Here is a 24,302-nt window from a genome sequence, read left to right on the forward strand (position 1 = left end):
CGCCTCTCAGCGCCTCGGCTCCCAGCGGAACCGGCGCCGTACAGCAAACACCGCGACCGCGATCCAGGCCAGCGCGACGGCCACGGCCCGTAGGGTGCCGTAGGCGCTCAGGTCTCCGGTCCAGCCGCCGCGCACCAGGGTGACCACCGGGGTCAGCGGCAGCAGGTCGCAGCACCGGGCCAGCCGCTCGGGCAGCAGCTCCAGCGGCACGGTCAGCCCGGAGCCCACCATCGAGACCAGCAGCAGCGGAAGCGAGGTGACCTGCGCGCTCTCGGTGGTCCGGGTGAAGCCCGCGGTGACGGCCGCCAGCAGCACACTCAGCAGCAGGCCCAGCAGCAGCCCGGCGACGGCGAGATGGGGCGCGCGCGGGGCCGGGACGTGGAGCAGCGCGGTGCACGCGCCGGTCAGCAACAGGCACTGGACGAGGCCGGTGGCGACGGCCGGCAGCGCGGCCCCGGCGAGGATCTCCGTGTCCCGCAGCTCGCCCGCGCGCAGCCGCTTGAGGACCAGTTGCTCGCGCCGGGCGACGAACACGCTGACCAGGGTGGAGTACACGGCGAACAGCAGCGAGAAGCCGATCGCGGAGGGCAGGATGACCAGCCCGATGGTCAGACCGGCGTCCTCCAGGTTCATCTGCGCGGTCGCCGACCGCACGCTGAAGGGCAGTACCAGCGGCAGGAGCACGCCCGCCACCAGAGCGCTCCGGCTACGGGCCAGCAGGACCAGCTCGGCACGCGCGAGCGCGGCCATCCGGCCGGCGGGGGTGGTGACGGCGGCGCTCATGCGGCGTACTCCTTCGTCCGTGGCGCGGCGGCGTCCCGCGCGATGCCCAGGAAGGCCTCCTCCAGCGAGGCCGACCGCACGTCGAGCCGGCCCAGTTCGACCCCGGACCGCCGGGCCCACAGCAGCAGTTCCGTGGCGGTCCGCTGGAGTTCGCGGGTGCGCAGCCGTACGGCGCGGCCGTCCACCTCGTGATCGCACACGCCCAGTTCGGCGAGCGGGGGCAGGTCGCCCAGGAAGAATCCCGTCGGCAGGTCGAAGGAGATCCGGGACGGCCGCGCGGCGGTCACCTCGGCCGGGGTCCCGGCGGCGGCGATGCGCCCCTCGTGCAGGATCGCGATCCGGTCGGCGAGCCCTTCGGCCTCCTCCAGGTAGTGCGTGGTGAGCAGCACGGTCGTCCCGCCGTCCCGCAGTGCCCGCACCAACTCCCAGGTGTTCTGGCGCGCTTCGGCGTCCAGCCCGGTGGTCGGCTCGTCCAGGAACAGCACCTCGGGTTCGCCGAGCAGCGCGAGCGCCAGGTCCAGGCGGCGCCGTTCACCGCCGGACAGCTGCTTGACCCGCACGTCCGTGCGCCGCTCGAGACCGACCAGCGCCAGCGCCTCGCGGGGCGGGCGGGCCCCGCTGACACAGCCTGCCCACATCCGGGCGGTCTCGGCGACGGTCAGCTCGGAGGGGAAGCCGCCCTCCTGGAGCATCACTCCGGTACGCGGCCGTACCAGCCCGCGCTCGTCGCACGGGTCGTGCCCGAGCACCCGTACGCGCCCCGAGGTCGGGGGCGCCAGGCCTTCCAGGAGTTCGACCGTCGAGGTCTTGCCGGCGCCGTTGGTGCCGAGCAGCGCGAAGATCTCCCCGCGGGCCACGTGGAAGGAGATACCGCGCACCGCCTCGAATCCGCCCTCGTAGACCCGCTGGAGGCCGGTCACCTCAATCACATGCTCGTCCGTGTCCATGGATCCAGCGTCCCGGCGGCCAAGGCGCGTCGGCAGTGCGCGGTGTCATCACCCGGCATGACAAATGTCAGAAGGGGGGAGAACGCGGAGCCATGCGGACAACGAGGTCGGACGGATACCGCGGCCCGACGGATACCGCGACAACGAAAAGACCCCGATCCGATGGACCGGGGTCTCATTCCCGAGCGGACGACGAGGCTCGAACTCGCGACCTCAACCTTGGCAAGGTTGCGCTCTACCAACTGAGCTACGTCCGCACTGCCTCCGACCGGCTCCCACCGATCGGCGCGAGCACCAGCCTACCTGATCCACAGGAGTGGTCGGGACCGGCGGTGCAGAGCGGGTGACAGGAATTGCACACTGCGCCTTCCCCCTGGAAGGGGGATGTTCTACTACTGAACTACACCCGCATGGACTCCGTGGGTCTCGGCCTTCCGGCTTCGCCCCTCGGCGTGCTCCAGACATTAGCTGATCAACAGGGGGGGTGCGCAAGTCGGTTGCCCCCAGGGCCCGCTGACGGACCCTGGGCCATGGCCGGGCGCGTGGGGAGCGCGGCCGTCACTGGGCCGCGCTGAACGCCTCGTAGACCTTCTTGGGGATGCGTCCGCGGGCCGGCACGTCCATTTTGTGGGCCTGCGCCCAGGCGCGGACGGCGGCGGGGTCGGGGGCGACCTCCGTCTGCCGGTACGTCTTGCCCGACTTCGACCGCTTGCGGCCGGCTTCCACGTACGGCGCGAGCGCCTTACGCAGTTTCTTGGCATTGGCTTGGTTCAGGTCGATCTCGTAGAACCTGCCGTCCAGTCCGAAGGCGATCGTCTCCGCCGCTTCCGAGCCGTCGATGTCGTCAAAGAGAGTGACCACGACACGCTGCGCCACGAATATCGGTCCCTTCGTGCGGCACCTCTGCGGTCCATCTGCTCCGCCATGCCGTCATGACGTGCGGAGATGTTAGGAGATGCCACTGTCTGCCTGTTATCGGGAAAAGTATCGGCTGCCGCCAATTCATTTGTACAGTGCCGGGCATTGCAAGGGGAAGCCCGACTAAATCTGTCCGCGTGTCCCGGCGCAATACCGGATCGGGCACCGAACGCCGAACTTTCCCGGAACTTTTCACGAAGGCCGCCCGCACGCGTGGGGGTCGTGACGGGCGTCACGTAGATTCCTACGAGTCTACTCGCGTAGAAATTTTGTGCGGGTAGTCTGAAGGGACCTGCTCAGCACCACACACCGGGAGTGCCAGTGGCACGCGTCGTAGTCGACGTCATGCTCAAGCCGGAGATCCTCGACCCCCAGGGCCAGGCGGTGCAGCGCGCACTGCCGCGGCTGGGTTTCGAAGGCATCTCCGACGTCCGTCAGGGAAAGCGATTCGAACTGGAAGTGGACGGGCCCGTCGACGAGGCCGCGCTCGCCCGCATTCACGATCTTGCCGAATCCTTCCTCGCGAACACCGTGATCGAGGACTTCACCGTCAAGGTCGAGGACGCGGCGGAAGTCGCGGAGGCCGCGAAGTGACCGCTCGTATTGGCGTCGTCACTTTCCCGGGCAGTCTCGACGACCGGGACACCCGGCGCGCGATCGGCCGCGCGGGCGCCGAAGCGGTGGCTCTCTGGCACCGGGACAAGGACCTCAAGCAGGTCGACGCGGTCGTCCTGCCCGGCGGTTTCTCCTACGGCGACTACCTGCGGGCCGGCGCCATCTCCCGCTTCTCGCCGGTGATGGAGACGGTCATCGAGCAGGCGAGGGCCGGACTGCCGGTGCTCGGCATCTGCAACGGCTTCCAGGTCCTCACCGAGGCCCACCTCCTCCCGGGGGCGATGCTCGGCAACGACCACCTCCACTTCGTCTGCCGCGACCAGAAGCTGCGGGTGGAGAACGCGTCGACCGCCTGGACCAGCGACTACACCGCCGGCCAGGAGATCCGCATCCCGCTGAAGAACATGGACGGCCGGTACGTGGCCGACGCCTACACGCTGGACCAGCTGGAGGCGGAGGGCCGCGTCGCCTTCCGGTACCTGGACGGCAACCCCAACGGCTCGCTCCGGGACATCGCCGGCATCACCAACGAGGCGGGCAACGTCGTGGGCCTCATGCCGCACCCCGAGCACGCCACCGAGCCGCTGATCGGTACCGGGCGTACCGACGGCCTGCCCTTCTTCACCTCGATCCTCAAGAAGCTGGTCACCGCATGAGCAAGACGCCTCTGGACACGGTCGAGCACGCGGCCGCGACCCCCGACGTCGAGCTGCCCTGGGCCGAACTGGGCCTGAAGAAGGACGAGTACGAGCGGATCGTGGAGATCCTCGGCCGCCGCCCGACCGGCGCTGAGCTCGCCATGTACTCGGTGATGTGGTCCGAGCACTGCTCGTACAAGTCCTCCAAGGTGCACCTGCGCCAGTTCGGCGAGAAGGCCCCCGAGAGCGACGCCCTCCTCGTCGGCATCGGCGAGAACGCCGGTGTGGTGGACGTCGGGCAGGGCTACGCGGTCACCTTCAAGGTCGAGTCGCACAACCACCCCTCCTACGTTGAGCCCTACCAGGGCGCGGCCACCGGCGTCGGCGGCATCGTGCGCGACATCATCGCGATGGGCGCCCGCCCGGTCGCCGTCGTGGACCCGCTGCGCTTCGGCGCGGCCGACCACCCCGACACCAAGCGGGTGCTCCCCGGCGTGGTGGCGGGCATCGGCGGCTACGGCAACTGCCTGGGTCTGCCCAACATCGGCGGCGAGGTCGTCTTCGACGCCTGCTACCAGGGCAACCCGCTGGTCAACGCGGGCTGCGTCGGCGTGATGCGGCACGAGGACATCCACCTGGCCAAGGCCTCCGGCACGGGCAACAAGGTCGTCCTGTACGGCGCCCGCACCGGCGGCGACGGCATCGGCGGCGCGTCGATCCTGGCGAGTGAGACCTTCGACGACGCGAAGCCGAGCAAGCGCCCGGCCGTTCAGGTCGGCGACCCCTTCCAGGAGAAGCTGCTCATCGAGTGCACCCTGGAGGCCTTCGCCGAGAAGCTGGTCGTCGGCATCCAGGACCTCGGCGCGGCCGGCCTGTCCTGCGCGACGAGCGAGCTGGCCTCCAACGGTTCCGGCGGCATGCGCGTCGTCCTGGACGACGTCCCGCTGCGCGACTCCACGCTCTCGCCCGAGGAGATCCTCATGAGCGAGTCGCAGGAGCGCATGTGCGCGGTCGTCGAACCGGAGAAGGTCGACCGCTTCCTGGAGATCTGCGAGAAGTGGGACGTCATCGCCACCGTCATCGGTGAGGTGACCGACGGCGACCGGCTGGAGATCTACTGGCACGGCGGCAAGATCGTCGACGTCGACCCGCGCACGGTCGCCCACGAGGGCCCGGTCTACGAGCGCCCGTACGCGCGCCCCTCGTGGCAGGACGCCCTCCAGGCCGACGACGCGAACAAGCTGCCGCGCCCGGGGACCGCCGAGGAGCTGAAGGCGCAGGTCCTGAAGCTCGTGGCGTCCCCGAACCAGGCGTCCAAGAAGTGGATCACCCAGCAGTACGACCACTTCGTGCAGGGCAACACCGTCCTGGCCATGCCCGAGGACTCCGGCATGATCCGGATCGACGAGGAGACCGGCCTCGGCGTCGCCCTCGCCACGGACGGAAACGGCCGCTACGCCAAGCTCGACCCGTACACGGGCGCGCAGCTCGCGCTGGCGGAGGCGTACCGCAACGTCGCCACCACGGGCGCGAAGCCGCTGGCGGTCTCCGACTGCCTGAACTTCGGCTCGCCCGAGGACCCGGCCGTGATGTGGCAGTTCGCTCAGGCCGTGCGCGGTCTGGCGGACGGCTGCAAGCAGCTGGGCACCCCGGTGACCGGCGGCAACGTCTCGCTCTACAACCAGACGGGCGAGGCCGCCATCCACCCGACCCCGGTGGTCGCCGTCCTCGGTGTGATCGACGACGTCGCCCGCCGCACCCCGGTCGCCTTCCAGGAGGAGGGCCAGCTGCTGTACCTCCTCGGCGACACCCGCGAGGAGTTCGGTGGCTCGGCCTGGTCGCAGGTGGTCCACGACCACCTCGGCGGCCTGCCCCCGAAGGTCGACCTGGAGCGTGAGCGGCTGCTGGCCGAGATCCTGATCTCCGCCTCCCGCGACGGCATGGTCGACTCCGCGCACGACCTGTCCGACGGCGGCCTGATCCAGGCGGTCGTGGAGTCCGCCCTCCTGGGCGGCAAGGGCGCGCGCCTGGTCGTACCCGACGGCCTGGACGCGTTCACCTTCCTCCTGTCGGAGTCGGCCGGCCGCGCGGTCGTCGCCGTGCCGCGCTCCGAGGAGGTCCGCTTCACCGACATGTGCGGCGCGCGGGGCCTGCCCGCCACCCGCATCGGTGTCGTGGACGGTGACACGGTCGAGGTCCAGGGCACCTTCGAGCTGACCCTGGCCGAGCTGCGCGAGGCCCACGAGGGAACGATCCCGGCCCTGCTGGCGTAGCGGCCGATCGCATCCCACGCTGCCCGAGGCCCCGCCGTGACAGGCGGGGCCTCGGTGTCGCCGTGCTCCTGCTCACGGTGCTCCGGGGTGGGGCGCCGTCAGGCCGGGACCGTCTCCTGCTGGGGCGGGGTCCTGGGGGCGGCCGGGCGGGTCCTGGGCAGACGGAGGGCGAGCAGCGAGGCCATCGCCATCAGCGCGGCCCCGCCCCAGAACACCACCCGCGTGGCGTCGACGAAGGCGCGCACGCCGTCCGCGTGGGCCGCGCCGGTCAGCCGGGCCAGGGCGCTGACGTCGCCGCCGGTGCCGTGGGCGGCGTACAGGCGGGCCAGGACGGCGCCGAAGACTGCCGTGCCCAGGGCGCTGCCGAGGGTCTGGAAGAAGCGGATGCCTGTGGTGGCGACACCGAGCTGGTCGCGCGGCGCGGCACCCTGGACCAGCAGGATCAGCTGGCCGACGAGTTGGCCGAACCCGGCGCCGGCCAGCAGGAGTTCGCCGCGGATCAGCCACAGCGAGGTGTCCGGCCCTGTCGTCGTGGCGAGCAGTGCGAAGGCGAGGGCGCTGGTGGCCGTGCCGCTGATGGTGAAGGTGCGCGCCGACCAGCCGCGAGCGCCGAGCGGTCCGGTCAGTGTGCCGGAGGCCGCCAGGCCGACGGCCATCGGTACGAGGTAGAGGCCGGCCGAGGAGCTGGAGACGCCGCGCGCGACCTGGAGGTAGATCAGGACGTAGTAGATGGCGCACATCATCGCGCTGCCCAGGATGCCCTGGACGGCGAAGCCCAGGCGCAGCTCACGGACCGTGAACAGGGAGAGCGGAAGCACCGGTTCGGGCGCCCGCACCTGCCGCCACAGGAAGAGGGCGAGTGCCACGAGCGCCGCCAGGGCGAGACCCAGGACGACCGGGGAGGACCATGGGTACCGCTTGCCGCCCCAGTCCGTCACCAGCAGCAGCGCACTGGAGAAGGCCGCCGCGAGCGCGGCGCCCGCGTAGTCGATCGGCCGGCGCACAGGGTGCTCGGGAAGCTTCAGGGCGAAGGCGGCGGCGACGAGCACCGCGAGGCCGACCGGCAGGTTGACGTAGAAGATCCAGCGCCAGTTCGCGTGGTCGGCCAGCAGACCGCCGATCCAGGGCCCGACCGCCATGCCGCCGCCGGCGACGATGCCGCCGAGGTTGCCGCCCTGCGCCGTGTCCTCTCCGGGGCCCTTGAGGTGGGCGATGACCACCATCGTGACGCTCATCAGCCCACCGCCGCCCAGGCCCTGCAACGCGCGGGCCACGATCAGCTCGCCCATCGACCGGGCCGCGCCGCACAGCGCGGAGCCCAGCAGGAAGGTGGCGATCGCGCCGGTGAAGACCCGCTTGGGACCGAGGACGTCGCACAGCTTGCCGTACAGCGGCAGCATCGCGGCCGACGTCAGCGCGTAGGCGCTGACCAGCCACGGGATCTTGTCGATGCCGTGTTCGGGGTCGAGGTCCCGGACGATCGGGACGGTGGCCGCGGAGACGATCTGCAGGTCCAGCAGCGCCAGGACGATGGTGACGAGGCAGACGAGGAAGCCGACTTTGCGCTGGGTCTCGGTCATGGATCTCACCATGACGCACGGGAATGTACCCAGTCAATATTTCATCCGGGCTCATCTTTCATCTCGGCCAAAACTTCATCTTGGTACTGTGATCTCATGGCGGAAGCGATGGGGCTGCGCGAGCGCAAGAAGCGGCAGACGGCGATGAGGATCTACCGCACGGCGATCGAGCTCTTCACCGAACGGGGCTTCGACGACGTGTCCGTGCAGCAGATCGCCGATGCCGCCGACGTGTCGAAGATGACCGTCTTCAACTACTTCGGGTCCAAGGAGGACCTGGTCTTCCGTCCCATGGAGGAGCACTTCGGCGACGCGGCCAGGGCCGTGCGCGAGCGCCGGCCGGGCGAGAGCGCCGTCGACGCCGTACGACGGCAGCTCCTCGAACTGGTCGAGGCACGCGACCCGTCGGTCGGCCTGCACAGCGAGCCGTTCGCCCGCATGGTGCGCAGGCTCGTCGTGCAGACTCCGGCCCTGATGGAACGCGCCTTCCTCGGCGCCCAGAAGGGCACCCGGGACCTGGCCGGTCTCCTCGCCGAGGAAACCGGCGACGTGATGCTCGCGACCGTCGCCGCCGCCATGCTCAGTGCCGCCCGCAACGCCGTCGTCGAGGAGAACCACCGCCGCATCGACGACGGCGAGAGCCCGGAGGAGGTCGCTGCCGACGCCCCCGAGCGTGTCCGGCGCGCCTTCGAGCTGGTCGAAAAGGGCCTGAGCGGCTACGCCGTGAAGGCATAGGCTCGCCGTCATGCCCCCGGCCAAGAAGCGCACCCGGACCTATGACCCCGGCAGGACCCGCGCCGCCGTCCTGGCCCAGTCCGGTCATGTGCGGGACGCCGTCCGCAGCCTGACCCCCGAGCAGCTCGCGCTGCCCACGCGGCTCGGCGACTGGACCGTGCGGGATCTGGTCGCCCACGTCGGCATGGCCCTGTCGGCCGTCGGCCGGCTGCTCGACCGGCCCGAGCCGGCCCGGCAGGACGGTGCCCTGCACGACTGGCCGTCGGCCATCGGCGCCGACGCCCCGGCCATCGCGGCACACGCCCGCGAGCTCGCCGAGGGCAACCCCGACCCCGTCGCCCACCTCGAGGCCGCCGAACGGGACTTCACGGCCGCTCTCGCCGGGCATCCCGGCACCCGGCTGCTCGACACCAGCGCGGGCGCCCTGCCGCTGGCCGACTACGTCGTCACCCGCACGGTGGAGCTCGTCGTCCACACCGACGACCTGAACGCCGCCGTGCCAGGTCTGGACATCCCCTACGACCGCCAGGCGCTGGCCACCGCGACGAGGCTGCTGGCCGACACGCTCGCCGCCCGGGCGCCCGGCGGCTCGACCGAGGTGCGCATCCCGCCGTACGCCGTCGTGCAGTGCGTGCAGGGCCCCCGGCACACCCGCGGCACCCCGCCCAACGTCGTCGAGACCGACCCGCTCACCTGGGTCCGGCTGGCCGCCGGCCGGCTGGCCTGGCAGGACGCCGTGGCGGCCGCCGCGGTCAGCGCGAGCGGGGAGCGGGCCGACCTCGGCGGGCTGCTGCCGCTCCTGGCCTGAACCCGCTCCCCGTGGTGTCCACGGCCCGAATGATGTGCGACGCCTCACTCATGTCCCCCGCGGAAAAGTCCGCCGCGCCCTCCCGACGGCGCCGACGGCACCGGATGGATCATCGATTCACCGCTCTGACCTGCTAAAACGGCGACGGGGCGGGAGAAGTGGCGCGAGAGCGGACCCGGACGGGCGGGCATCCCCCAATTCGGACCAGTGGTCGACCTCGCCTACACTCGGAGCCGTGCCACGTGGTGACGGACGACTCAACCACGACCTGCTCCCCGGTGAGAAGGGCCCCCAGGACGCGTGCGGCGTCTTCGGTGTCTGGGCTCCGGGTGAAGAGGTCGCAAAGCTCACGTACTTCGGGCTCTACGCCCTCCAGCATCGGGGCCAGGAATCCGCGGGTATCGCGGTCAGCAACGGCTCCCAGATCCTCGTCTTCAAGGACATGGGCCTGGTCTCCCAGGTCTTCGACGAGACCTCGCTCGGCTCCCTCCAAGGTCATATCGCGGTCGGACACGCCCGCTACTCGACTACCGGCGCCTCCGTGTGGGAGAACGCCCAGCCGACGTTCCGCGCCACCGCGCGCGGATCGATCGCTCTCGGCCACAACGGGAACCTGGTCAACACCGCCCGGCTCGCCGAGATGGTGGCCGAGCTGCCGAAGGACGACAACGGGCGCTCCACCCGCGTCGCGGCCACCAACGACACCGACCTGCTCACGGCCCTGCTGGCCGCCCAGGTCGACGCCGACGGCAAGCCGCTGACCATCGAGGACGCGGCCCACACCGTCCTGCCGCAGGTCAAGGGCGCCTTCAGCCTCGTGTTCATGGACGAGCACACCCTCTACGCCGCCCGAGACCCGCAGGGCATCCGCCCGCTGGTTCTGGGTCGTCTGGAGCGCGGCTGGGTCGTCGCCTCGGAGACCGCGGCACTGGACATCACCGGTGCCAGCTTCGTCCGGGAGATCGAGCCCGGCGAGTTCGTCGCCATCGACGAGAACGGTCTGCGCACCTCCCGATTCGCGGAAGCGAAGCCCAAGGGCTGCGTCTTCGAGTACGTGTACCTGGCCCGTCCTGACACCGACATCGCCGGCCGGAACGTCTACCTCTCCCGGGTCGAGATGGGCCGCCGGCTGGCGAAGGAGGCCCCCGTCGAGGCCGACCTCGTCATAGCGACCCCGGAGTCCGGCACCCCCGCCGCGATCGGGTACGCGGAGGCCTCCGGCATCCCCTTCGGCAGCGGTCTGGTGAAGAACGCCTATGTGGGCCGCACCTTCATCCAGCCTTCGCAGACCATCCGGCAGATCGGCATCCGCCTGAAGCTGAACCCGCTGAAGGAGGTCATCAAGGGCAAGCGCCTGGTGGTCGTCGACGACTCGATCGTGCGCGGCAACACCCAGCGGGCCCTGGTGCGGATGCTGCGCGAGGCCGGTGCCGCCGAGGTGCACATCCGGATCTCCTCGCCGCCGGTGAAGTGGCCCTGCTTCTTCGGCATCGACTTCGCCACGCGGGCCGAGCTCATCGCCAACGGCATGAGCGTCGACGAGATCGGCACCTCGCTGGGCGCCGACTCGCTGGCGTACATCTCCATCGACGGCATGATCGAGGCGACCACCATCGCCAAGCCGAACCTGTGCCGCGCCTGCTTCGACGGCGAGTACCCGATGGAGCTGCCCGACCCGGAGCTGCTCGGCAAGCAGCTGCTGGAGTCCGAGCTGGCCGCCGGCCCGGCCGGAACGGCCGCGGCCGACGCGATCCGCCGCCCGTAAGCACGCACGACGACACGAAGGTTCCCAAGGTCATGTCTTCCGAGACCACTGGCGCCAGCTACGCGAGCGCCGGCGTCGATATCGAAGCGGGCGACCGCGCCGTCGAGCTCATGAAGGAATGGGTGAAGAAGACCCGTCGCCCCGAGGTGCTCGGCGGCCTCGGCGGCTTCGCCGGCCTCTTCGACGCCTCCGCCCTCAAGCGCTACGAGCGCCCGCTGCTGGCCTCCGCCACGGACGGCGTCGGCACCAAGGTCGACATCGCCCGTCGGCTCGGCGTGTACGACACCATCGGCCACGACCTGGTCGCCATGGTCATGGACGACATCGTGGTGTGCGGTGCCGAGCCGCTGTTCATGACCGACTACATCTGCGTCGGCAAGGTCCACCCCGAGCGGGTCGCCGCCATCGTCAAGGGCATCGCCGAGGGCTGCGTCCTGGCCGGCTGCGCGCTGGTCGGCGGCGAGACCGCGGAACACCCGGGACTGCTCGGCGCGGACGACTTCGACGTCGCCGGCGCGGGCACGGGCGTCGTGGAGGCGGACCGGCTGCTCGGTCCGGATCGCATCCGTACGGGTGACGCGGTGATCGCCATGGCGTCCTCCGGGCTTCACTCCAACGGGTACTCCCTGGTCAGGCATGTGCTGCTGGACCGCGGCGGGCTGTCCCTGGAGGCGCATGTCGAGGACCTCGGCCGCACCCTCGGCGAGGAGCTGCTGGAGCCGACCAGGATCTACTCGCTGGACTGCCTGGCGCTGATCCGCACCACCGAGGTGCACGCCTTCAGCCATGTCACCGGCGGCGGGCTCGCCGCCAACCTGGCCCGGGTGATCCCGGACGGTCTGCACGCCGTGGTCGACCGCGCCACCTGGACCCCGGCCCCCGTCTTCGACCTGGTCGCCAGGACCGGCGACGTCGAGCGGCTGGAGCTGGAGAAGACCCTCAACATCGGCGTGGGCATGATCGCGATCGTGCCCCAGGAGTCGGTCGACGTGGCCCTCGCCACCCTGGCCGACCGCGGGGTCGACGCCTGGGTGGCCGGCGAGATCACCGACCGCGGCGAGCACACCACGGGCGCCGCCCTGGTGGGAGACCACGCGTGAACCACACCCGTGACCGGCACGCTTCGGCCGCCGGCGCCCGGTGGGCGTCGGCGGGCGTACGAAACCCGGTCCGGTGCATGAGCCCCGGACCGGGTGCGATGCGATGCCTACGGCACGCTGGATACGGCTGAGCCGCCGCGGGCGTTATGCGCCGCGACGGTGTTGCCGCGAGGAGTTGTCGTCCTCGTCCTCGTCCTCGTCGTCCTCGTACACATCGGCGTACCGTGCGTACGGGTCGTCCTCGTGCTCATCGTCCTCGAAGCGGTCGCCGTTCGGTGACTGATTCGATGTCGATGCGCCCAGCTCCTCAGCCAGGCGTGAGAGGTCCGTCCCACCGCTGTTGTACTTCAGCTGGCGGGCGACCTTCGTCTGCTTGGCCTTGGCCCGGCCGCGCCCCATGGCTCGACCCCCTCAACGACGGGGCTCAACGGCCCCAGAGTCTGACACGCGTTCATGATCCGGAACGGGCTCTCCATGGAGAGACCGGTCCGTAGGGCTTCCACGGTACCTGAGCCCACGCCCATACGGTACGTCGCCCACCGGACGCGCGTGTGCACAGGACCGTCAAGGAAACCTGTCCTTGCTGGTCAGTGGCGATTTTAACCACTTATCCGCAGACGACCCGCCGGTGGAAGTGAGAGTTCTCTCCAACTGTCCACCGGCAGGTACCGCGCGGAGGCGGGACGTCCGCCGTGCGTCAGCGGGCGGGCCGTGCGTCCCTGGCGGCCCTGGCGTCCGCCATCCGCTGCTCGGCGATCCGGTCGGCCGCGGCGGCCGGCGGAATCCCGTCCTCCTTCGCACGTGCGAATATGGCGAGCGTGGTGTCGAAGATCTCCGACGCCTTCGCCTTGCACCGGTCGAAGTCGAAGCCGTCCAGCTCGTCGGCGACCTGGATGACGCCGCCGGCGTTCACCACGTAGTCCGGCGTGTAGAGGATCGAGCGGTCGGCCAGATCCTTCTCGACGCCCGGGTGGGCGAGCTGGTTGTTGGCCGCGCCGCACACCACCTTGGCGGTCAGCACCGGCACGGTGTCGTCGTTCAGGGCACCGCCGAGCGCGCAGGGGGCGTAGACGTCCAGCCCCTCGGTCCGGATCAGCGCGTCGGTGTCGGCGGCCACCGCCACGGTGGGGTACTGGTCGGTGACACGCCGTACGGCGTCCGGCCGCACGTCCGTGATCACGACCTGGGCGCCCTCCTTGACCAGGTGCTCCACGAGGTAGTACCCGACCTTGCCGACGCCCGCGACGCCGACCTTGCGGTCGCGCAGCGACGGGTCGCCCCACAGGTGCTGGGCGGAGGCACGCATGCCCTGGTAGACGCCGAAGGCGGTCAGGACCGAGGAGTCGCCCGCGCCGCCGTTCTCGGGCGAGCGGCCGGTCGTCCAGCGGCACTCGCGCGCCACCACGTCCATGTCGGCCACGTACGTGCCGACGTCGCACGCGGTGACGTAGCGCCCGCCGAGCGAGGCGACGAACCGCCCGTAGGCGAGCAGCAGTTCCTCGGTCTTGATCTTCTCCGGGTCACCGATGATCACAGCCTTGCCGCCGCCGAGGGCGAGGCCGGCCATGGCGTTCTTGTACGACATGCCGCGGGCGAGGTTCAGCGCGTCGGCGACGGCCTGCTCCTCGGTCGCGTACGGGTAGAAACGTGTACCGCCGAGCGCGGGGCCCAGGGCGGTGGAGTGGATGGCGATGACGGCCTTGAGGCCGCTGGCGCGATCCTGACAGAGCACGACCTGCTCATGACCCCCCTGCTCCGAGTGGAACAGGGTGTGCAGGACGCCGTTGGTCACGTCGGTCACGGTGGTGACTCCCGGGTAAGTAGCGGCGAGCGGGGACTGGCCCTCCGAGGTCCCCGCGCGTTGTGGTGGCGAGGGCGGAAGGAGGGGTGGTGGGCGGCGGCCGGTGGGCCGCTCAGCAGGAGATTAGACCCTGACCCCGCTCTCCATGGCCGCGGTGGTGGCGATCACCCTCCCCCGGAGTACACCGCCACCCGGGCGTGGGACGATTTGCAGTGGTTTTCCGTCCAGCCGGGTGCGGCCCGTGCGGGTTTCGGGTCCGGTTCGGTGGGGAGGGAGCAGGCGTGCCCAAGGTGTCCTCCGTGGTCGTCCCGTACGCGACCTACTTGCGCGTCTACGAACCGCTGGCCGCCTTCCCGGAGCCGGAGCGCAGCCACTGGGCGCGCTATGCCCGCCGCCCCGACCGCCCCTCCTGCCAGGACGAACTGCGCCGCTCGCTGGCCGACCTGCTGCCCACCCCGCCGGTGCCGGTGCCGGTACACGAGAGCCCGGACGCGTTCGTGCTCGACGTCGACGGGGTGGTCTGCGTCTGCCCCTGGCGCACCCGGCTGCGCGGCTGGCAGGCCCTGGGCGATCTCGCCGAGGACTTTCCGGCCGTCGTGCTGGACGCGGTGCTGCCGCCGCTGGTGCGCCGCCAGGCCGCCCAGGACTACGAGCGCTGGCTGGCCGACAACCCCGACGCCCGCCCCTGGATCCGCACCGCGACCTGGCAGGTGCCGCTGAACTGGTTCGTGCTGGTCTCCGACGAGGAACGGGAGTACGTCAAGGGCTCGGGGGACAGCGGGGATCCCGGCGGCTTCGGGGACGACCTGCCGGTGCTGCGCTACCGGACGCCGATGGTGCAGGCGCGGCGGCGGGTGGCGCGCGGCCTGCGGGCGCTGAAGGACGCCATCGACGAGGGGCCGCTGATCGACGGACTGGTGGACGTCGGACGCTGGCTGGAGGAGTTCCATCCGCGCTCGTTGGTGGAGTTGGACTACGGCGGCCTGGTGCACGCGCTGCCGGCCGGTGAGCTGGAGGGCGACCACTCCGCCGCCGACGTGGCCGAGGGGATCGAGGCGCTGCGCCAGGGCGACGGGGCGGCCGCGGGGGCGGCGTACGGGCGGCTCGTGGAGCGCTGGCGGGCGGTGCGCGACCGGCGCTCCGCGAACTGACGCTCCGCCAGGGCCTCGTGCCGGGGTGACGTGGATCACGGATGAACGGGGCGTGAACGACGTGCCGTCGGGGGCGTTTCCGGGAGCTGACGGGATGTAGGTCCCGATCCGGGCGATTGCGTCAAGGGTGACGGACGGCACTTACCCGACCCTTGCGCCGCTTGCCACCCCTCGTGCCAAAATAGGACAAGGAGTCCGGGGAGGGCTCCATCCGTCCACCTGTGCTCAACTATGGGCGGAATTACCGTATTGCACTCTTTGGGGGGTCTGGTGACTCCTGATCGCGCTGTGACTGATCGTCACAGGGGCGTGACTGTCCGCTATGACATGGTCCATCGGCTTCCGTCGCTGATGAACACCTGGGAGGGCAATTCCATCGGTTTGGCCGACGCGGCTGGACAGATGGTGTAGTTGTAGTGCCGAGGACAAGCCGTTCGTCCTATAACCGACTCGACTCGCGTCCGCCATTTCGGGCAACGCGGGTCAAGGTGCAGAATTTAGAGGAAAGAACCGAGAAGGTTCGGTTCTCCCGAGGAGGCCGCTCATGACCGCTCGCACCCCTGATGCCGAGCCGCTGCTGACCCCGGCTGAGGTCGCCACCATGTTCCGCGTCGACCCCAAGACGGTCACGCGCTGGGCGAAGGCCGGCAAGCTCACGTCGATCCGCACGCTCGGCGGGCACCGCCGCTACCGCGAGGCCGAGGTCCGCGCACTGCTCGCGGGCATTCCGCAGCAGCGCAGCGAGGCCTGAACAACCGAATAGTCGGACGAACCGGCTGGTCCCCCAACTGGCCGAGGCGTCCGGACCCGCAGCTCCAAGCGACGCGGGGACTGCCCCAACAGACCCCACGCCCAAGCCGTCAGAGCTCCGCAGGCAAGTGAACAAGGGTGCGTCGTCGATCGCGCTGGACTCCGCCGAGTCCAGCGCGATCTTTTTTGTGCGTCTTCCGGGGCCCTCGGGGTGGCTCTGTGAGCGGGCCTGTCGGAGTCTGGGGAGGCTCGGCGGATCATCGGTGGAGCAGCACACAGGGCAGTGCAATTGCACATATTAAATTGACCCTGTGTAGGACGGGTGTAAGTACCGCACTTTCAGAAACTCATTCGGTGACACCCGTCACATACCGAGGCGCTTGTTACCGGCCGTGTCTCTGCGCTAATGGAGGCTCCGGTTCCATCGCCCCACGCCTGCAAGGGAGTTCGGGACACGAGGGGCGCCGCGGCGCCGCTCACGCCGTCGAGGGGTTGTCGTCCCTCACCGCCTCCTCCGGGGCGCCGGAGGCCGTCAGTGGGGCGCCGTCCATCGCCAGCCGCAGCAGACGGCGGCAGACGGCGCAGCGGCGGGTGAGATGGCGGTACGACGAGGCGGCCGCGAGATGTGCGCGGAGCAGCGCCCGCGTCTCGTGCCTGGCCGATGCCGTCATACGCCACCTCCGGTGAACCGCGGGGGAGCGGAGCCTGCTCCCTGGGTACCGAGGGAATGTGACGCCGTCAAGACGCGACGGCGCGCCACTGGCCGACGCCGGCCCCTTCGCCCTTCCGGAATGGACGGCGCGGCGCGGGCGGCGCGAACGGAGCCGACGGTGTGCGTACACGGGAAGAGGGCCCGCGCCCCCTGGGGGACACGGACCCTCTCGACAATGCGGTCCTGACGGGATTTGAACCCGCGGCCTCCACCTTGACAGGGTGGCGAGCACTCCAAGCTGCTCCACAGGACCTGGTTTCGCGGCGCCATTCGTGCGGTGCGCTGCGAGATGAGACTGTACAGGAGCGGGGCCGTCGGGTCGAACTCACGCAGGGTGCGCGCACCGTCACGGGGCGGCCGCGTCGATCGCCTTCACGATCCGCTTGTCGGAGACCGGGTACGCCGTGCCCAGCGCGTGCGCGAAGTAGCTCACCCGGAGCTCCTCGACCATCCAGCGGATGTCCAGGACCGAGGAGGGGACCGGCCGGCCCCGCGGCATCTGCTCGAGCAGCCACGCGTACTCGTCCTGCATCTCGTGGACCTTCTCCATACGCGTGGTGTCCCGCTGGACGTTCGTCGGCATCTGCTGGAGCCGGCGGTCGGCGGCCACCAGGTAGCGCATCAGATCCGGCAGGCGGCGCACCCCGGACGCCGTGACGAAGCCGGGCTTCACCAGGCCGTCCAGCTGCGCCCGCAGGTCCGCCAGGTTCGGCAGCAGCGCGGGGCTGCGTACGGCCTTCAGGCGGCGCTCACAGGCCTGCCAGGCGGCCAGCACCTGCTGCACCTGGCCCACCGTCCGCACGGTCACGTCCACGATCTCGGCCCGCACCTTGTCGTACAGCTTCCGGTACGACTCCTCGTCCCAGACCGGCCCGCCGAAGTCCGCGATCAACCGGTCCGCCGCCGCCGTCGCGCAGTCGTCGAACAGCGCCTGGATCGAGCCGTGCGGGTTCGCCGACAGGGCGAGCTTCTGCGGGTTGCTCAGCTTTTCGGACGCGAACTTCGCGGGGTTGACCGGGATGTTGCGCAGGATCAGCCGCCGCGTGCCCCGCCACATGGCCTCGGCCTGCTCGGCCTCGGTGTCGAAGAGCCGTACGGACACGGTGTCGCCGTCGTCGACGAGCGCCGGGTAGGCCTTCACCGGCTGGCCGGCCCGACGCGTCTCGAAGACGGGGGTCAGCGTGCCGATGGACCAGTCGGTCAGACCCTTGCGCTCCAGGGACTCCCCGCCCTGCCGCTCCGCGGTCGCCGCGGCGGCCTGGGACAGCGCCTTGCGCGCCTTCGGCCTCAGCTTCAGCTTCAGGGCCTCGAGGTCCTCGTCCTCGGCCAGCTGGCGGCGCCGCTCGTCGACGATCCGGAAGGTGATCTTCAGGTGGTCGGGGACCCTGGACCAGTCGAAGTCCTCGGCCTCGAAGGGCACCCCGACCATGCGCTTCAGTTCGCGCGCCATGGTGGTGGTCAGCGGCTCCTGCAACGGCACCGCCCTGTCCAGGAACGCCTTCGCGTAGTTCGGCGCCGGCACGTAGTTGCGGCGGACGGGCTTGGGCAGGGAGCGGATCAGCTCGGTGACGACCTCCTCGCGCAGCCCCGGGATCTGCCAGTCGAAGCCCTCGTCCGTGACCTGGTTCAGCACCTGCAACGGGATGTGGACGGTCACGCCGTCCGCGTCCGCGCCCGGCTCGAACTGGTACGTCACCCGGAACGTGAGGTTCCCCTGCCGCCAGGAGTCCGGATAGTCGGCCTTGGTGACCGCCTCCGCCGACTCCCGGATGAGCATCTCCCGCTCGAAGTCCAGGAAGTCCGGCTGCTCGTGCCGCTTGTGCTTCCACCAGGAGTCGAAGTGCGCCCCGGAGACGACGTGTTCGGGCACCCGCCGGTCGTAGAAGTCGAACAGCGTCTCGTCGTCGACGACGATGTCCCGCCGCCGGGCCCGGTGCTCCAGCTCCTCCACCTCGCTGAGGAGCTTGCGGTTGTCGGCGAAGAACTTGTGGTGCGTGCGCCAGTCGCCCTCGACGAGCGCGTTGCGGATGAACAGCTCCCGGCTGAGCGCCGCGTCGATCCGCCCGTAGTTCACCTTCCGCTGGGCGACGATCGGAACGCCGTACAGCGTGACCTTCTCGTACGCCATCACCGCCGCCTGGTCCTTCTCCCAGTGCGGTTCGCTGTACGTCCGCTTCAGCAGGTGCCCGGCGAGCGGTTCGACCCACTCCGGCTCGATCCTCGCGTTGACGCGGGCCCACAGGCGGGAGGTCTCGACGAGCTCGGCGGACATCACGAAGCGCGGCGGCTTCCTGAACAGCGCCGAGCCGGGGAAGATCGCGAACTTGGCGTTGCGGGCGCCCAGGTACTCGCCCCGGCCGCCGTCCTTGCGCGCGCCGGGCCCGGAGTCCTTGGACTCCTTCACGTCCTTCATGCCGATGTGCGAGAGCAGACCGGCCAGCAGCGAGACGTGGATCCGGTCGGCGGGCGCGTCCTGCTCGTCGAGGTGGATGCCCATCTGCTTGGCGACCGTGCGCAGCTGGCTGTAGATGTCCTGCCACTCGCGGATGCGCAGGAAGTTGAGGAACTCCTGCTTGCACATGCGCCGGAACGAGGAGGAGCCCCGCTCCTTCTGCTGCTCGCGGACGTAGCGCCACAGGTTGAGGAAGGCGAGGAAGTCGCTGGTCTCGTCCCGGAAGCGGGCGTGCTGCTGGTCGGCCTGGGTCTGCTTGTCGGCGGGACGCTCGCGCGGGTCCTGGATGGACAGCGCGGCCGCGATCACCATGACCTCGCGGACGCAGCCGTTGCGGTCGGCCTCCAGCACCATGCGGGCCAGGCGCGGGTCGACCGGCAGCTGGGCGAGCTTGCGGCCGGTCTGCGTGAGCCGTTTGCGGGGGTCCTTCTGCGCCGGGTCCAGCGCGCCCAGCTCCTGGAGCAGCTGCACGCCGTCACGGATGTTGCGGTGGTCCGGCGGGTCGATGAACGGGAACTTCTCGATGTCGCCGAGGCCCGCCGCGGTCATCTGGAGGATGACGGAGGCGAGGTTGGTGCGCAGGATCTCCGCGTCCGTGAACTCCGGGCGGGTGAGGAAGTCGTCCTCGCTGAAGAGCCGGATGCAGATGCCGTCGGACGTACGCCCGCAGCGGCCCTTGCGCTGGTTGGCGCTGGCCTGCGAGACCGGCTCGATCGGCAGCCGCTGCACCTTGGTGCGGTGGCTGTAGCGGGAGATCCGGGCGAAGCCGGGATCGATGACGTACTTGATGCCGGGGACGGTCAGCGAGGTCTCGGCGACGTTGGTCGCCAGGACGATCCTGCGGCCGGTGTGCGGCTGGAAGACCCGGTGCTGCTCGGCGTGCGACAGCCGCGCGTACAGCGGCAGCACCTCGGTGGACCTGTACTTCTTCTTGAGCAGTGCGTCGGCGGTGTCCCGGATCTCCCGCTCCCCGGAGAGGAAGACGAGGATGTCCCCCGCCCCCTCGGCCATCAGCTCCTCGACGGCATCCGTGATCGCGGTGATCTGATCCCGGTCGGCGTCCTCGGAGTCCTCCTCCAGGAGCGGCCGGTAGCGCACCTCCACGGGATACGTCCGCCCGCTGACCTCGACGATCGGCGCGTCGCCGAAGTGCCGGGAGAAGCGCTCGGGGTCGATCGTGGCCGAGGTGATGACGACCTTCAGGTCCGGCCGCTTCGGCAGCAGCTGTGCCAGATAGCCCAGCAGGAAGTCGATGTTGAGCGACCGCTCGTGGGCCTCGTCGATGATGATCGTGTCGTAGGCGCGCAGCTCGCGGTCGGTCTGGATCTCGGCGAGCAGGATGCCGTCGGTCATCAGCTTCACGAACGTGGCGTCGGGGTCCACCTGGTCGGTGAAGCGCACCTTCCAGCCGACGGCCTCACCCAGCGGCGTTTCGAGCTCCTCGGCCACGCGCTCGGCGACGGTGCGGGCGGCGATACGGCGGGGCTGGGTGTGGCCGATCATGCCGCGCACACCCCGGCCGAGCTCCATGCAGATCTTCGGGATCTGCGTGGTCTTCCCGGACCCGGTCTCACCGGCGACGATGACGACCTGGTGGGCGCGGATCGCGTCGGCGATCTCGTCCTTCTTCTGGCTGACCGGCAGTTGCTCGGGATAGCTGACCGCCGGCACCCGGGAACGCCGGGCGGACATGCGCTCCTCGGCCGTCCCGACCTCGCCCTCGATCTCGGCGAGGACGGCGGCACGCGCCTCCGGCTTGCGGATCTTGCGCGCGCCTTCGAGCCTGCGGCCGAGCCGGTGCGCGTCACGCAGCGACAACTCGTTCAGGCGGGAGGCGAGGGCGCCGAGGGCGGGGGCGGGATGCGTAGACATACGGGACCCAGGATCTCATCCCCGAGAAAATCCTGGCGAACGCTTTTGCCGCGGCCTGCCGGGGGCGCGTGGCGGGCCCGGGGGTGCGGCCTGCCGGAGGGCGAGTCCGGTGTACGAGTCCGGTGTGCGCGTACGTCCTCGGGTGGTGTCACCGGGTGGTGTCACCGGGCTCGGGAACGAAAAAGGATCCCGCCCATCGGGCGGGATCCTTCTCTTGTGGCTGGGGCCGGGGTCGAACCGGCGACCTATCGCTTTTCAGGCGATCGCTCGTACCAACTGAGCTACCCAGCCACGAGGTTCCTTGCGAAACCTCAGCGGTCCTGACGGGATTTGAACCCGCGGCCTCCACCTTGACAGGGTGGCGAGCACTCCAAACTGCTCCACAGGACCATGCTTGCGTGCGAACCGACGAACGTAAGTGTCGCACACCGTACTGCGTGCCCCCAACGGGATTCGAACCCGTGCTACCGCCTTGAAAGGGCGGCGTCCTAGGCCGCTAGACGATGAGGGCTATCGGCCCGCCTGGGCGCTTCTCAGCGCGTCGGGGACGTGAAAAGCATAGGGGATGGCCGGGGGTATCGCCAAAACCGTTTACGAGCGGGAGGGGGACGGCGCGGACGGAGGGGCCGGGGAGGCCGTGGAGAGGGAGGGCGCGGTCGGGGAGGGGGTGGCGCCCGGCCTGTTCTCCTCGGGCAGGTGGCGGCTGACCTCGGCCGTCGTCTGGCCCAGGCCGCCCAGCCTGATCGCGTCCCAGGCCTGGAGGCGGCGGCTGTCCCGGTCGACGTAGAGGATCGACGCCTCGATCGGGGCCGGGTACCTCCCCTCGACCGCGCGCAGCCCGCTGCCGCCCGTGGACCCCTCCATGCGCAGCCGCGTGCCGTACGGGAGGATCTCCGTCCCCTGGTGGTGGAGGTGGCCGCACAGCACCAGCGGCACGGTGCCGTCCGTCTCACGCGCCGCGGACGGCTCGTGGGCGATGGCGATGTCGACCGGGGTGCCCTCGGCCCGCTGGTCGCGCAGGGCCGAGGCCAGCCGGGCACCGGCCAGCTCCTCCGAGGCGTCGGCGCCCGGTGCGCCGGAGCGGTCGGGGGTGAACTGGGGGTCGCCGATCCCGGCGAAGCGCAGACCGGCGACGGTCTCGGCGCGGCCGTCGTCCAGGACGTGCACGTTCTTCATCCGCTCCAGGTAGCGCTGGGTGACCTTCGAGTCGTGGTTGCCGCGCACCCAGACATACGGGACGCCCAGGTCCTTGATCGGGTCCAGGAAGCCGTTCTCCGCCGCGGTGCCGTGGTCCATCGTGTCGCCGGAGTCGACGATCACGTCCACCTTGTACTGCTCCACCAGCGAGGCGATGATCTTCCAGCTCGCCGGGTTGAGGTGGATGTCGGAGACGTGCAGGACCCGGATCGTCGTCGGGTCCGGCTGGTAGGCGGGGAGCGTGGAGGTGACGTCGTAGAGCTTGGTCACGTTCGTCACCAGGCGCGCCAGCTCCTTCTGGTAGACGTCGAACTCCGTGACGATGCTGCGCGCGTTGCCGACCACGGTGGGCGCCGAGGACAGCAGCCCGGAGAACTTCGGCTCCAGCACCGAGTTGGGGTTCCAGGTGGCGTACGCCGTCGCGCCGGACGCGGCGAGCAGGGTCAGGGCCAGGCCGCCGGCCGCCAGGGCGCGGCGCGGGCGACGGTAGACCGCCAGGCCGAGCGCGGTGGCGCCGGAGACGACGGCCACGCAGGACCGCACGGCCAGGTCGAGGGTGCCGTGCTCGACGTCGTGCGCCACCTCGTCCTGGAGGCCGGATATGCGTTCCGGGTGGTCGACCAGGGCCTGGGAGCGGACCGGGTCGAGCTGGTCGACGTTCACGTCGAGGCGGACCGGGGCGACATGGCTGTCCAGCTCCAGGGAGCCGAGGGGCGAGACGTTGATCTTCGTGCCACCGCTCAGGGACGGGCGCAGGGCCATCGTGGTGTTCATCGGGCCGACCGGGGCCCGTACGTTGCCGACGACGAGCAGCCCCAGCCAGGCACCGGCCAGGACGACGGCCACCAGTCCGGCGGCGCGCGCCCAGGGGCGCGGCTCCTGCGCCGGCGAGAGGTCCGGGCGCGGGCGGGGCGATCGTCGGCGGAGGGCGACGGCGTGCACCGCCCTGCGTATGCCGCGGAGGGAGACGGCGTGCACCGCCCTCCGTATGCCGCGGAGGGGGTGCGGGCGGTTCGGGTCTGCGGCGGGGACGCGGGACATTGGGCGCGTATGCCCATGCCCGACACCCGATATGCCCGCGCGGGGCATGGTCGCGCGGGCGGTGCCGGACAATGACCGTGTGCTGGAGATGACGCGCGAGGAGTTCGAGGAACTGGTGGCCGAGGCCCTCGACCGGATTCCGCCGGAGCTGATGCGGCTGATGGACAACGTCGCGGTGTTCGTCGAGGACGAGCCGCCCGCCGACGATCCCGATCTGCTCGGGCTGTACGAGGGGACCCCGCTGACGGAGCGCGGCGAGTGGTACGCGGGGGTGCTGCCCGACCGGATCACGATCTACCGCGGGCCGACGCTGCGCATGTGCGAGACACGGGAGGACGTGGTCGTGGAGACGGAGGTGACGGTGGTTCACGAGATCGCCCACCACTTCGGGATCGACGACGAGCGTCTGCACGCGCTGGGCTACGGCTGATCCCCGCCGGGACCGGTCGCGTGTCCTCGCGCGGGTGAACGGAGTTGGGCACGGCGACTTCTTCCTCCCGGAGGTGGCTGCCCGTGCGCCCCTTGTACCTGTCCGTCCGTCTCGCCGCCGTGGTCACCGCCGTCACCGCCGCCGCGGGCTGCATGAGTGTGGGGGAGGACTCCGGCGGCGCGGCCGGGCCGTCGCACTCCGCCGGACAGCGGGGCGGCCGGGCCCCGGGCGGTGAGGACGCGGTGTACGGCGGTGACGCGGGTCACGCCGGTGGCGGCGGGGACGGCAAGCGGAGCCACGGGGCGAAGGGGAAGCACGGCGCGTCGCCGTCGGCCTCGGCCTCGCCGTCGGCCGGGGACGGTGCGTCGGCTGCGCCGGGCAGTGGCGGGACACCGCCGAAGGCGGGCGGGACGACGCCGGCCGAGGCGGTGCCGGCGCCCCCGCAGACGTCCGCCGAGCCCGAGCAGCCGCCGGCCTCGTCGCCCGCTCCGCCGGCCCCGTCGGATCCGCCGACGGCCGAGCCGTCGCCCTCGGAGCACGACGGCACGGGGTCGCAGCCGGAGCAGCGGGACCGCCCGCACAAGCCGGGCCGGCGGCCGCAGCGGGCGAGTGGCTGACCCACGGACGCCCCGCCACCGCTTCGGCTGCGCCGTGTGGCGGACCGGGTTGTGCCGTGGTCGGGCCGTACCGCGGATCGGGCTGCGCCGCGCCGCCGGTTTGCGTTCGGGGGTGCA

Annotated in this window: 20 protein-coding genes and 6 tRNA genes; 11 read left to right on the forward strand and 15 right to left on the reverse strand. The window is 70.8% G+C overall.

All coding sequences use genetic code 11. From position 1 onward, the window contains the following. Positions 1–6 precede the first annotated feature (6 nt). The 5 genes from ACTYVM_RS06305 to ACTYVM_RS06325 form a co-directional block, all read right to left on the reverse strand. Positions 7–783 carry an ABC transporter permease gene (locus ACTYVM_RS06305; RefSeq protein WP_445524950.1) on the reverse strand — a complete coding sequence of 259 codons (777 nt, stop codon included), beginning with the start codon at positions 781–783 and terminating at the stop codon, positions 7–9. Continuing rightward, positions 780–1,730 (reverse strand): ABC transporter ATP-binding protein, encoded by a 951-nt coding sequence (locus ACTYVM_RS06310; RefSeq protein ID WP_445524951.1) that lies wholly within the window; start codon positions 1,728–1,730, stop codon positions 780–782. The genes ACTYVM_RS06305 and ACTYVM_RS06310 overlap by 4 nt, the downstream gene beginning before the upstream one ends. 184 nt (positions 1,731–1,914) lie before the next feature. Continuing rightward, positions 1,915–1,987 (reverse strand) — tRNA-Gly (locus tag ACTYVM_RS06315). Between the two features lie 81 nt (positions 1,988–2,068). Continuing rightward, a tRNA-Gly gene (locus ACTYVM_RS06320) sits at positions 2,069–2,140 on the reverse strand. 148 nt (positions 2,141–2,288) lie between these two features. Next, on the reverse strand, positions 2,289–2,606 hold the full coding sequence (locus tag ACTYVM_RS06325) for a histone-like nucleoid-structuring protein Lsr2 (protein ID WP_100570386.1): 318 nt from the start codon (positions 2,604–2,606) through the stop codon (positions 2,289–2,291). Positions 2,607–2,969: 363 nt separating this feature from the next. Between ACTYVM_RS06325 and purS the strand changes: the two genes are divergently transcribed. The 3 genes from purS to purL are packed head-to-tail and all read left to right on the forward strand — an operon-like array spanning position 2,970 to position 6,174. Then, a complete protein-coding gene (gene purS, locus ACTYVM_RS06330) occupies positions 2,970–3,242 on the forward strand; it encodes a phosphoribosylformylglycinamidine synthase subunit PurS (protein WP_356938180.1) in 273 nt (90 codons plus the stop codon). Continuing rightward, the gene (gene purQ / locus ACTYVM_RS06335; RefSeq protein ID WP_445524952.1) at positions 3,239–3,919 is read left to right on the forward strand and encodes a phosphoribosylformylglycinamidine synthase subunit PurQ; all 681 of its coding nucleotides are present in this window, start codon (positions 3,239–3,241) and stop codon (positions 3,917–3,919) included. The genes purS and purQ overlap by 4 nt, the downstream gene beginning before the upstream one ends. After that, positions 3,916–6,174, forward strand: coding sequence for a phosphoribosylformylglycinamidine synthase subunit PurL (purL, locus tag ACTYVM_RS06340; protein ID WP_445524953.1), 2,259 nt, complete (start codon positions 3,916–3,918; stop codon positions 6,172–6,174). Before purQ ends, purL begins: the two co-directional genes overlap by 4 nt. A 98-nt stretch (positions 6,175–6,272) precedes the next feature. On the opposite strand, the gene ACTYVM_RS06345 is transcribed toward purL, so the two are convergent. Then, positions 6,273–7,754: an MFS transporter gene (locus ACTYVM_RS06345; protein WP_445524954.1), complete on the reverse strand. Its 1,482-nt coding sequence runs from the start codon at positions 7,752–7,754 to the stop codon at positions 6,273–6,275. 96 nt (positions 7,755–7,850) lie between these two features. Here ACTYVM_RS06345 and ACTYVM_RS06350 point away from each other — a divergent pair, with 96 nt between their 5' ends. From ACTYVM_RS06350 to purM, 4 genes are all read left to right on the forward strand, one after another. Beyond that, complete coding sequence (locus ACTYVM_RS06350) at positions 7,851–8,489, forward strand: TetR/AcrR family transcriptional regulator (protein WP_445524955.1); 639 nt, start codon at positions 7,851–7,853, stop codon at positions 8,487–8,489. Between the two features lie 10 nt (positions 8,490–8,499). After that, complete coding sequence (locus ACTYVM_RS06355) at positions 8,500–9,297, forward strand: maleylpyruvate isomerase family mycothiol-dependent enzyme (RefSeq protein ID WP_445524956.1); 798 nt, start codon at positions 8,500–8,502, stop codon at positions 9,295–9,297. Positions 9,298–9,532: 235 nt separating this feature from the next. Then, positions 9,533–11,062 (forward strand): amidophosphoribosyltransferase, encoded by a 1,530-nt coding sequence (purF, locus tag ACTYVM_RS06360; RefSeq protein ID WP_445524957.1) that lies wholly within the window; start codon positions 9,533–9,535, stop codon positions 11,060–11,062. A gap of 32 nt (positions 11,063–11,094) precedes the next feature. Then, complete coding sequence (gene purM / locus ACTYVM_RS06365) at positions 11,095–12,162, forward strand: phosphoribosylformylglycinamidine cyclo-ligase (protein ID WP_445524958.1); 1,068 nt, start codon at positions 11,095–11,097, stop codon at positions 12,160–12,162. Positions 12,163–12,306: 144 nt separating this feature from the next. On the opposite strand, the gene ACTYVM_RS06370 is transcribed toward purM, so the two are convergent. Both ACTYVM_RS06370 and ACTYVM_RS06375 read right to left on the reverse strand, forming a co-directional pair. After that, positions 12,307–12,561 carry a DUF3073 domain-containing protein gene (locus ACTYVM_RS06370; protein WP_400030740.1) on the reverse strand — a complete coding sequence of 85 codons (255 nt, stop codon included), beginning with the start codon at positions 12,559–12,561 and terminating at the stop codon, positions 12,307–12,309. 298 nt (positions 12,562–12,859) lie between these two features. After that, positions 12,860–13,963 (reverse strand): Leu/Phe/Val dehydrogenase, encoded by a 1,104-nt coding sequence (locus ACTYVM_RS06375; RefSeq protein ID WP_445524959.1) that lies wholly within the window; start codon positions 13,961–13,963, stop codon positions 12,860–12,862. Positions 13,964–14,244: 281 nt separating this feature from the next. Here ACTYVM_RS06375 and ACTYVM_RS06380 point away from each other — a divergent pair, with 281 nt between their 5' ends. Continuing rightward, a complete protein-coding gene (locus ACTYVM_RS06380; RefSeq protein WP_400030744.1) occupies positions 14,245–15,114 on the forward strand; it encodes a DUF8083 family protein in 870 nt (289 codons plus the stop codon). A gap of 544 nt (positions 15,115–15,658) precedes the next feature. Further along, positions 15,659–15,865 (forward strand): developmental transcriptional regulator BldC, encoded by a 207-nt coding sequence (gene bldC / locus ACTYVM_RS06385; RefSeq protein WP_003949541.1) that lies wholly within the window; start codon positions 15,659–15,661, stop codon positions 15,863–15,865. Positions 15,866–16,340: 475 nt separating this feature from the next. On the opposite strand, the gene ACTYVM_RS06390 is transcribed toward bldC, so the two are convergent. The 7 genes from ACTYVM_RS06390 to ACTYVM_RS06420 form a co-directional block, all read right to left on the reverse strand. After that, a complete protein-coding gene (locus tag ACTYVM_RS06390; protein ID WP_445524960.1) occupies positions 16,341–16,535 on the reverse strand; it encodes a DUF6274 family protein in 195 nt (64 codons plus the stop codon). Positions 16,536–16,754: 219 nt separating this feature from the next. Next, a tRNA-Asp gene (locus ACTYVM_RS06395) sits at positions 16,755–16,829 on the reverse strand. 93 nt (positions 16,830–16,922) lie between these two features. Continuing rightward, positions 16,923–20,900 carry an ATP-dependent RNA helicase HrpA gene (gene hrpA / locus ACTYVM_RS06400; RefSeq protein ID WP_445524961.1) on the reverse strand — a complete coding sequence of 1,326 codons (3,978 nt, stop codon included), beginning with the start codon at positions 20,898–20,900 and terminating at the stop codon, positions 16,923–16,925. Positions 20,901–21,117: 217 nt separating this feature from the next. After that, positions 21,118–21,191 (reverse strand) — tRNA-Phe (locus tag ACTYVM_RS06405). Positions 21,192–21,215: 24 nt separating this feature from the next. Then, positions 21,216–21,290, reverse strand: a tRNA-Asp gene (locus tag ACTYVM_RS06410). Between the two features lie 48 nt (positions 21,291–21,338). After that, positions 21,339–21,411 (reverse strand) — tRNA-Glu (locus tag ACTYVM_RS06415). 80 nt (positions 21,412–21,491) lie between these two features. Then, on the reverse strand, positions 21,492–23,138 hold the full coding sequence (locus ACTYVM_RS06420; protein WP_445524962.1) for a metallophosphoesterase family protein: 1,647 nt from the start codon (positions 23,136–23,138) through the stop codon (positions 21,492–21,494). Positions 23,139–23,217: 79 nt separating this feature from the next. On the opposite strand from ACTYVM_RS06420, the gene ACTYVM_RS06425 reads away from it, so the two are divergent. Together ACTYVM_RS06425 and ACTYVM_RS06430 are read left to right on the forward strand one after the other, a co-directional pair. Next, entirely contained in the window at positions 23,218–23,568 is a 351-nt protein-coding gene (locus tag ACTYVM_RS06425) for a metallopeptidase family protein (protein ID WP_400030752.1), read from the forward strand. Positions 23,569–23,651: 83 nt separating this feature from the next. Further along, a complete protein-coding gene (locus tag ACTYVM_RS06430; RefSeq protein ID WP_445524963.1) occupies positions 23,652–24,185 on the forward strand; it encodes a hypothetical protein in 534 nt (177 codons plus the stop codon). Positions 24,186–24,302 lie beyond the last annotated feature (117 nt).

This window comes from Streptomyces cyslabdanicus (assembly GCF_052663305.1).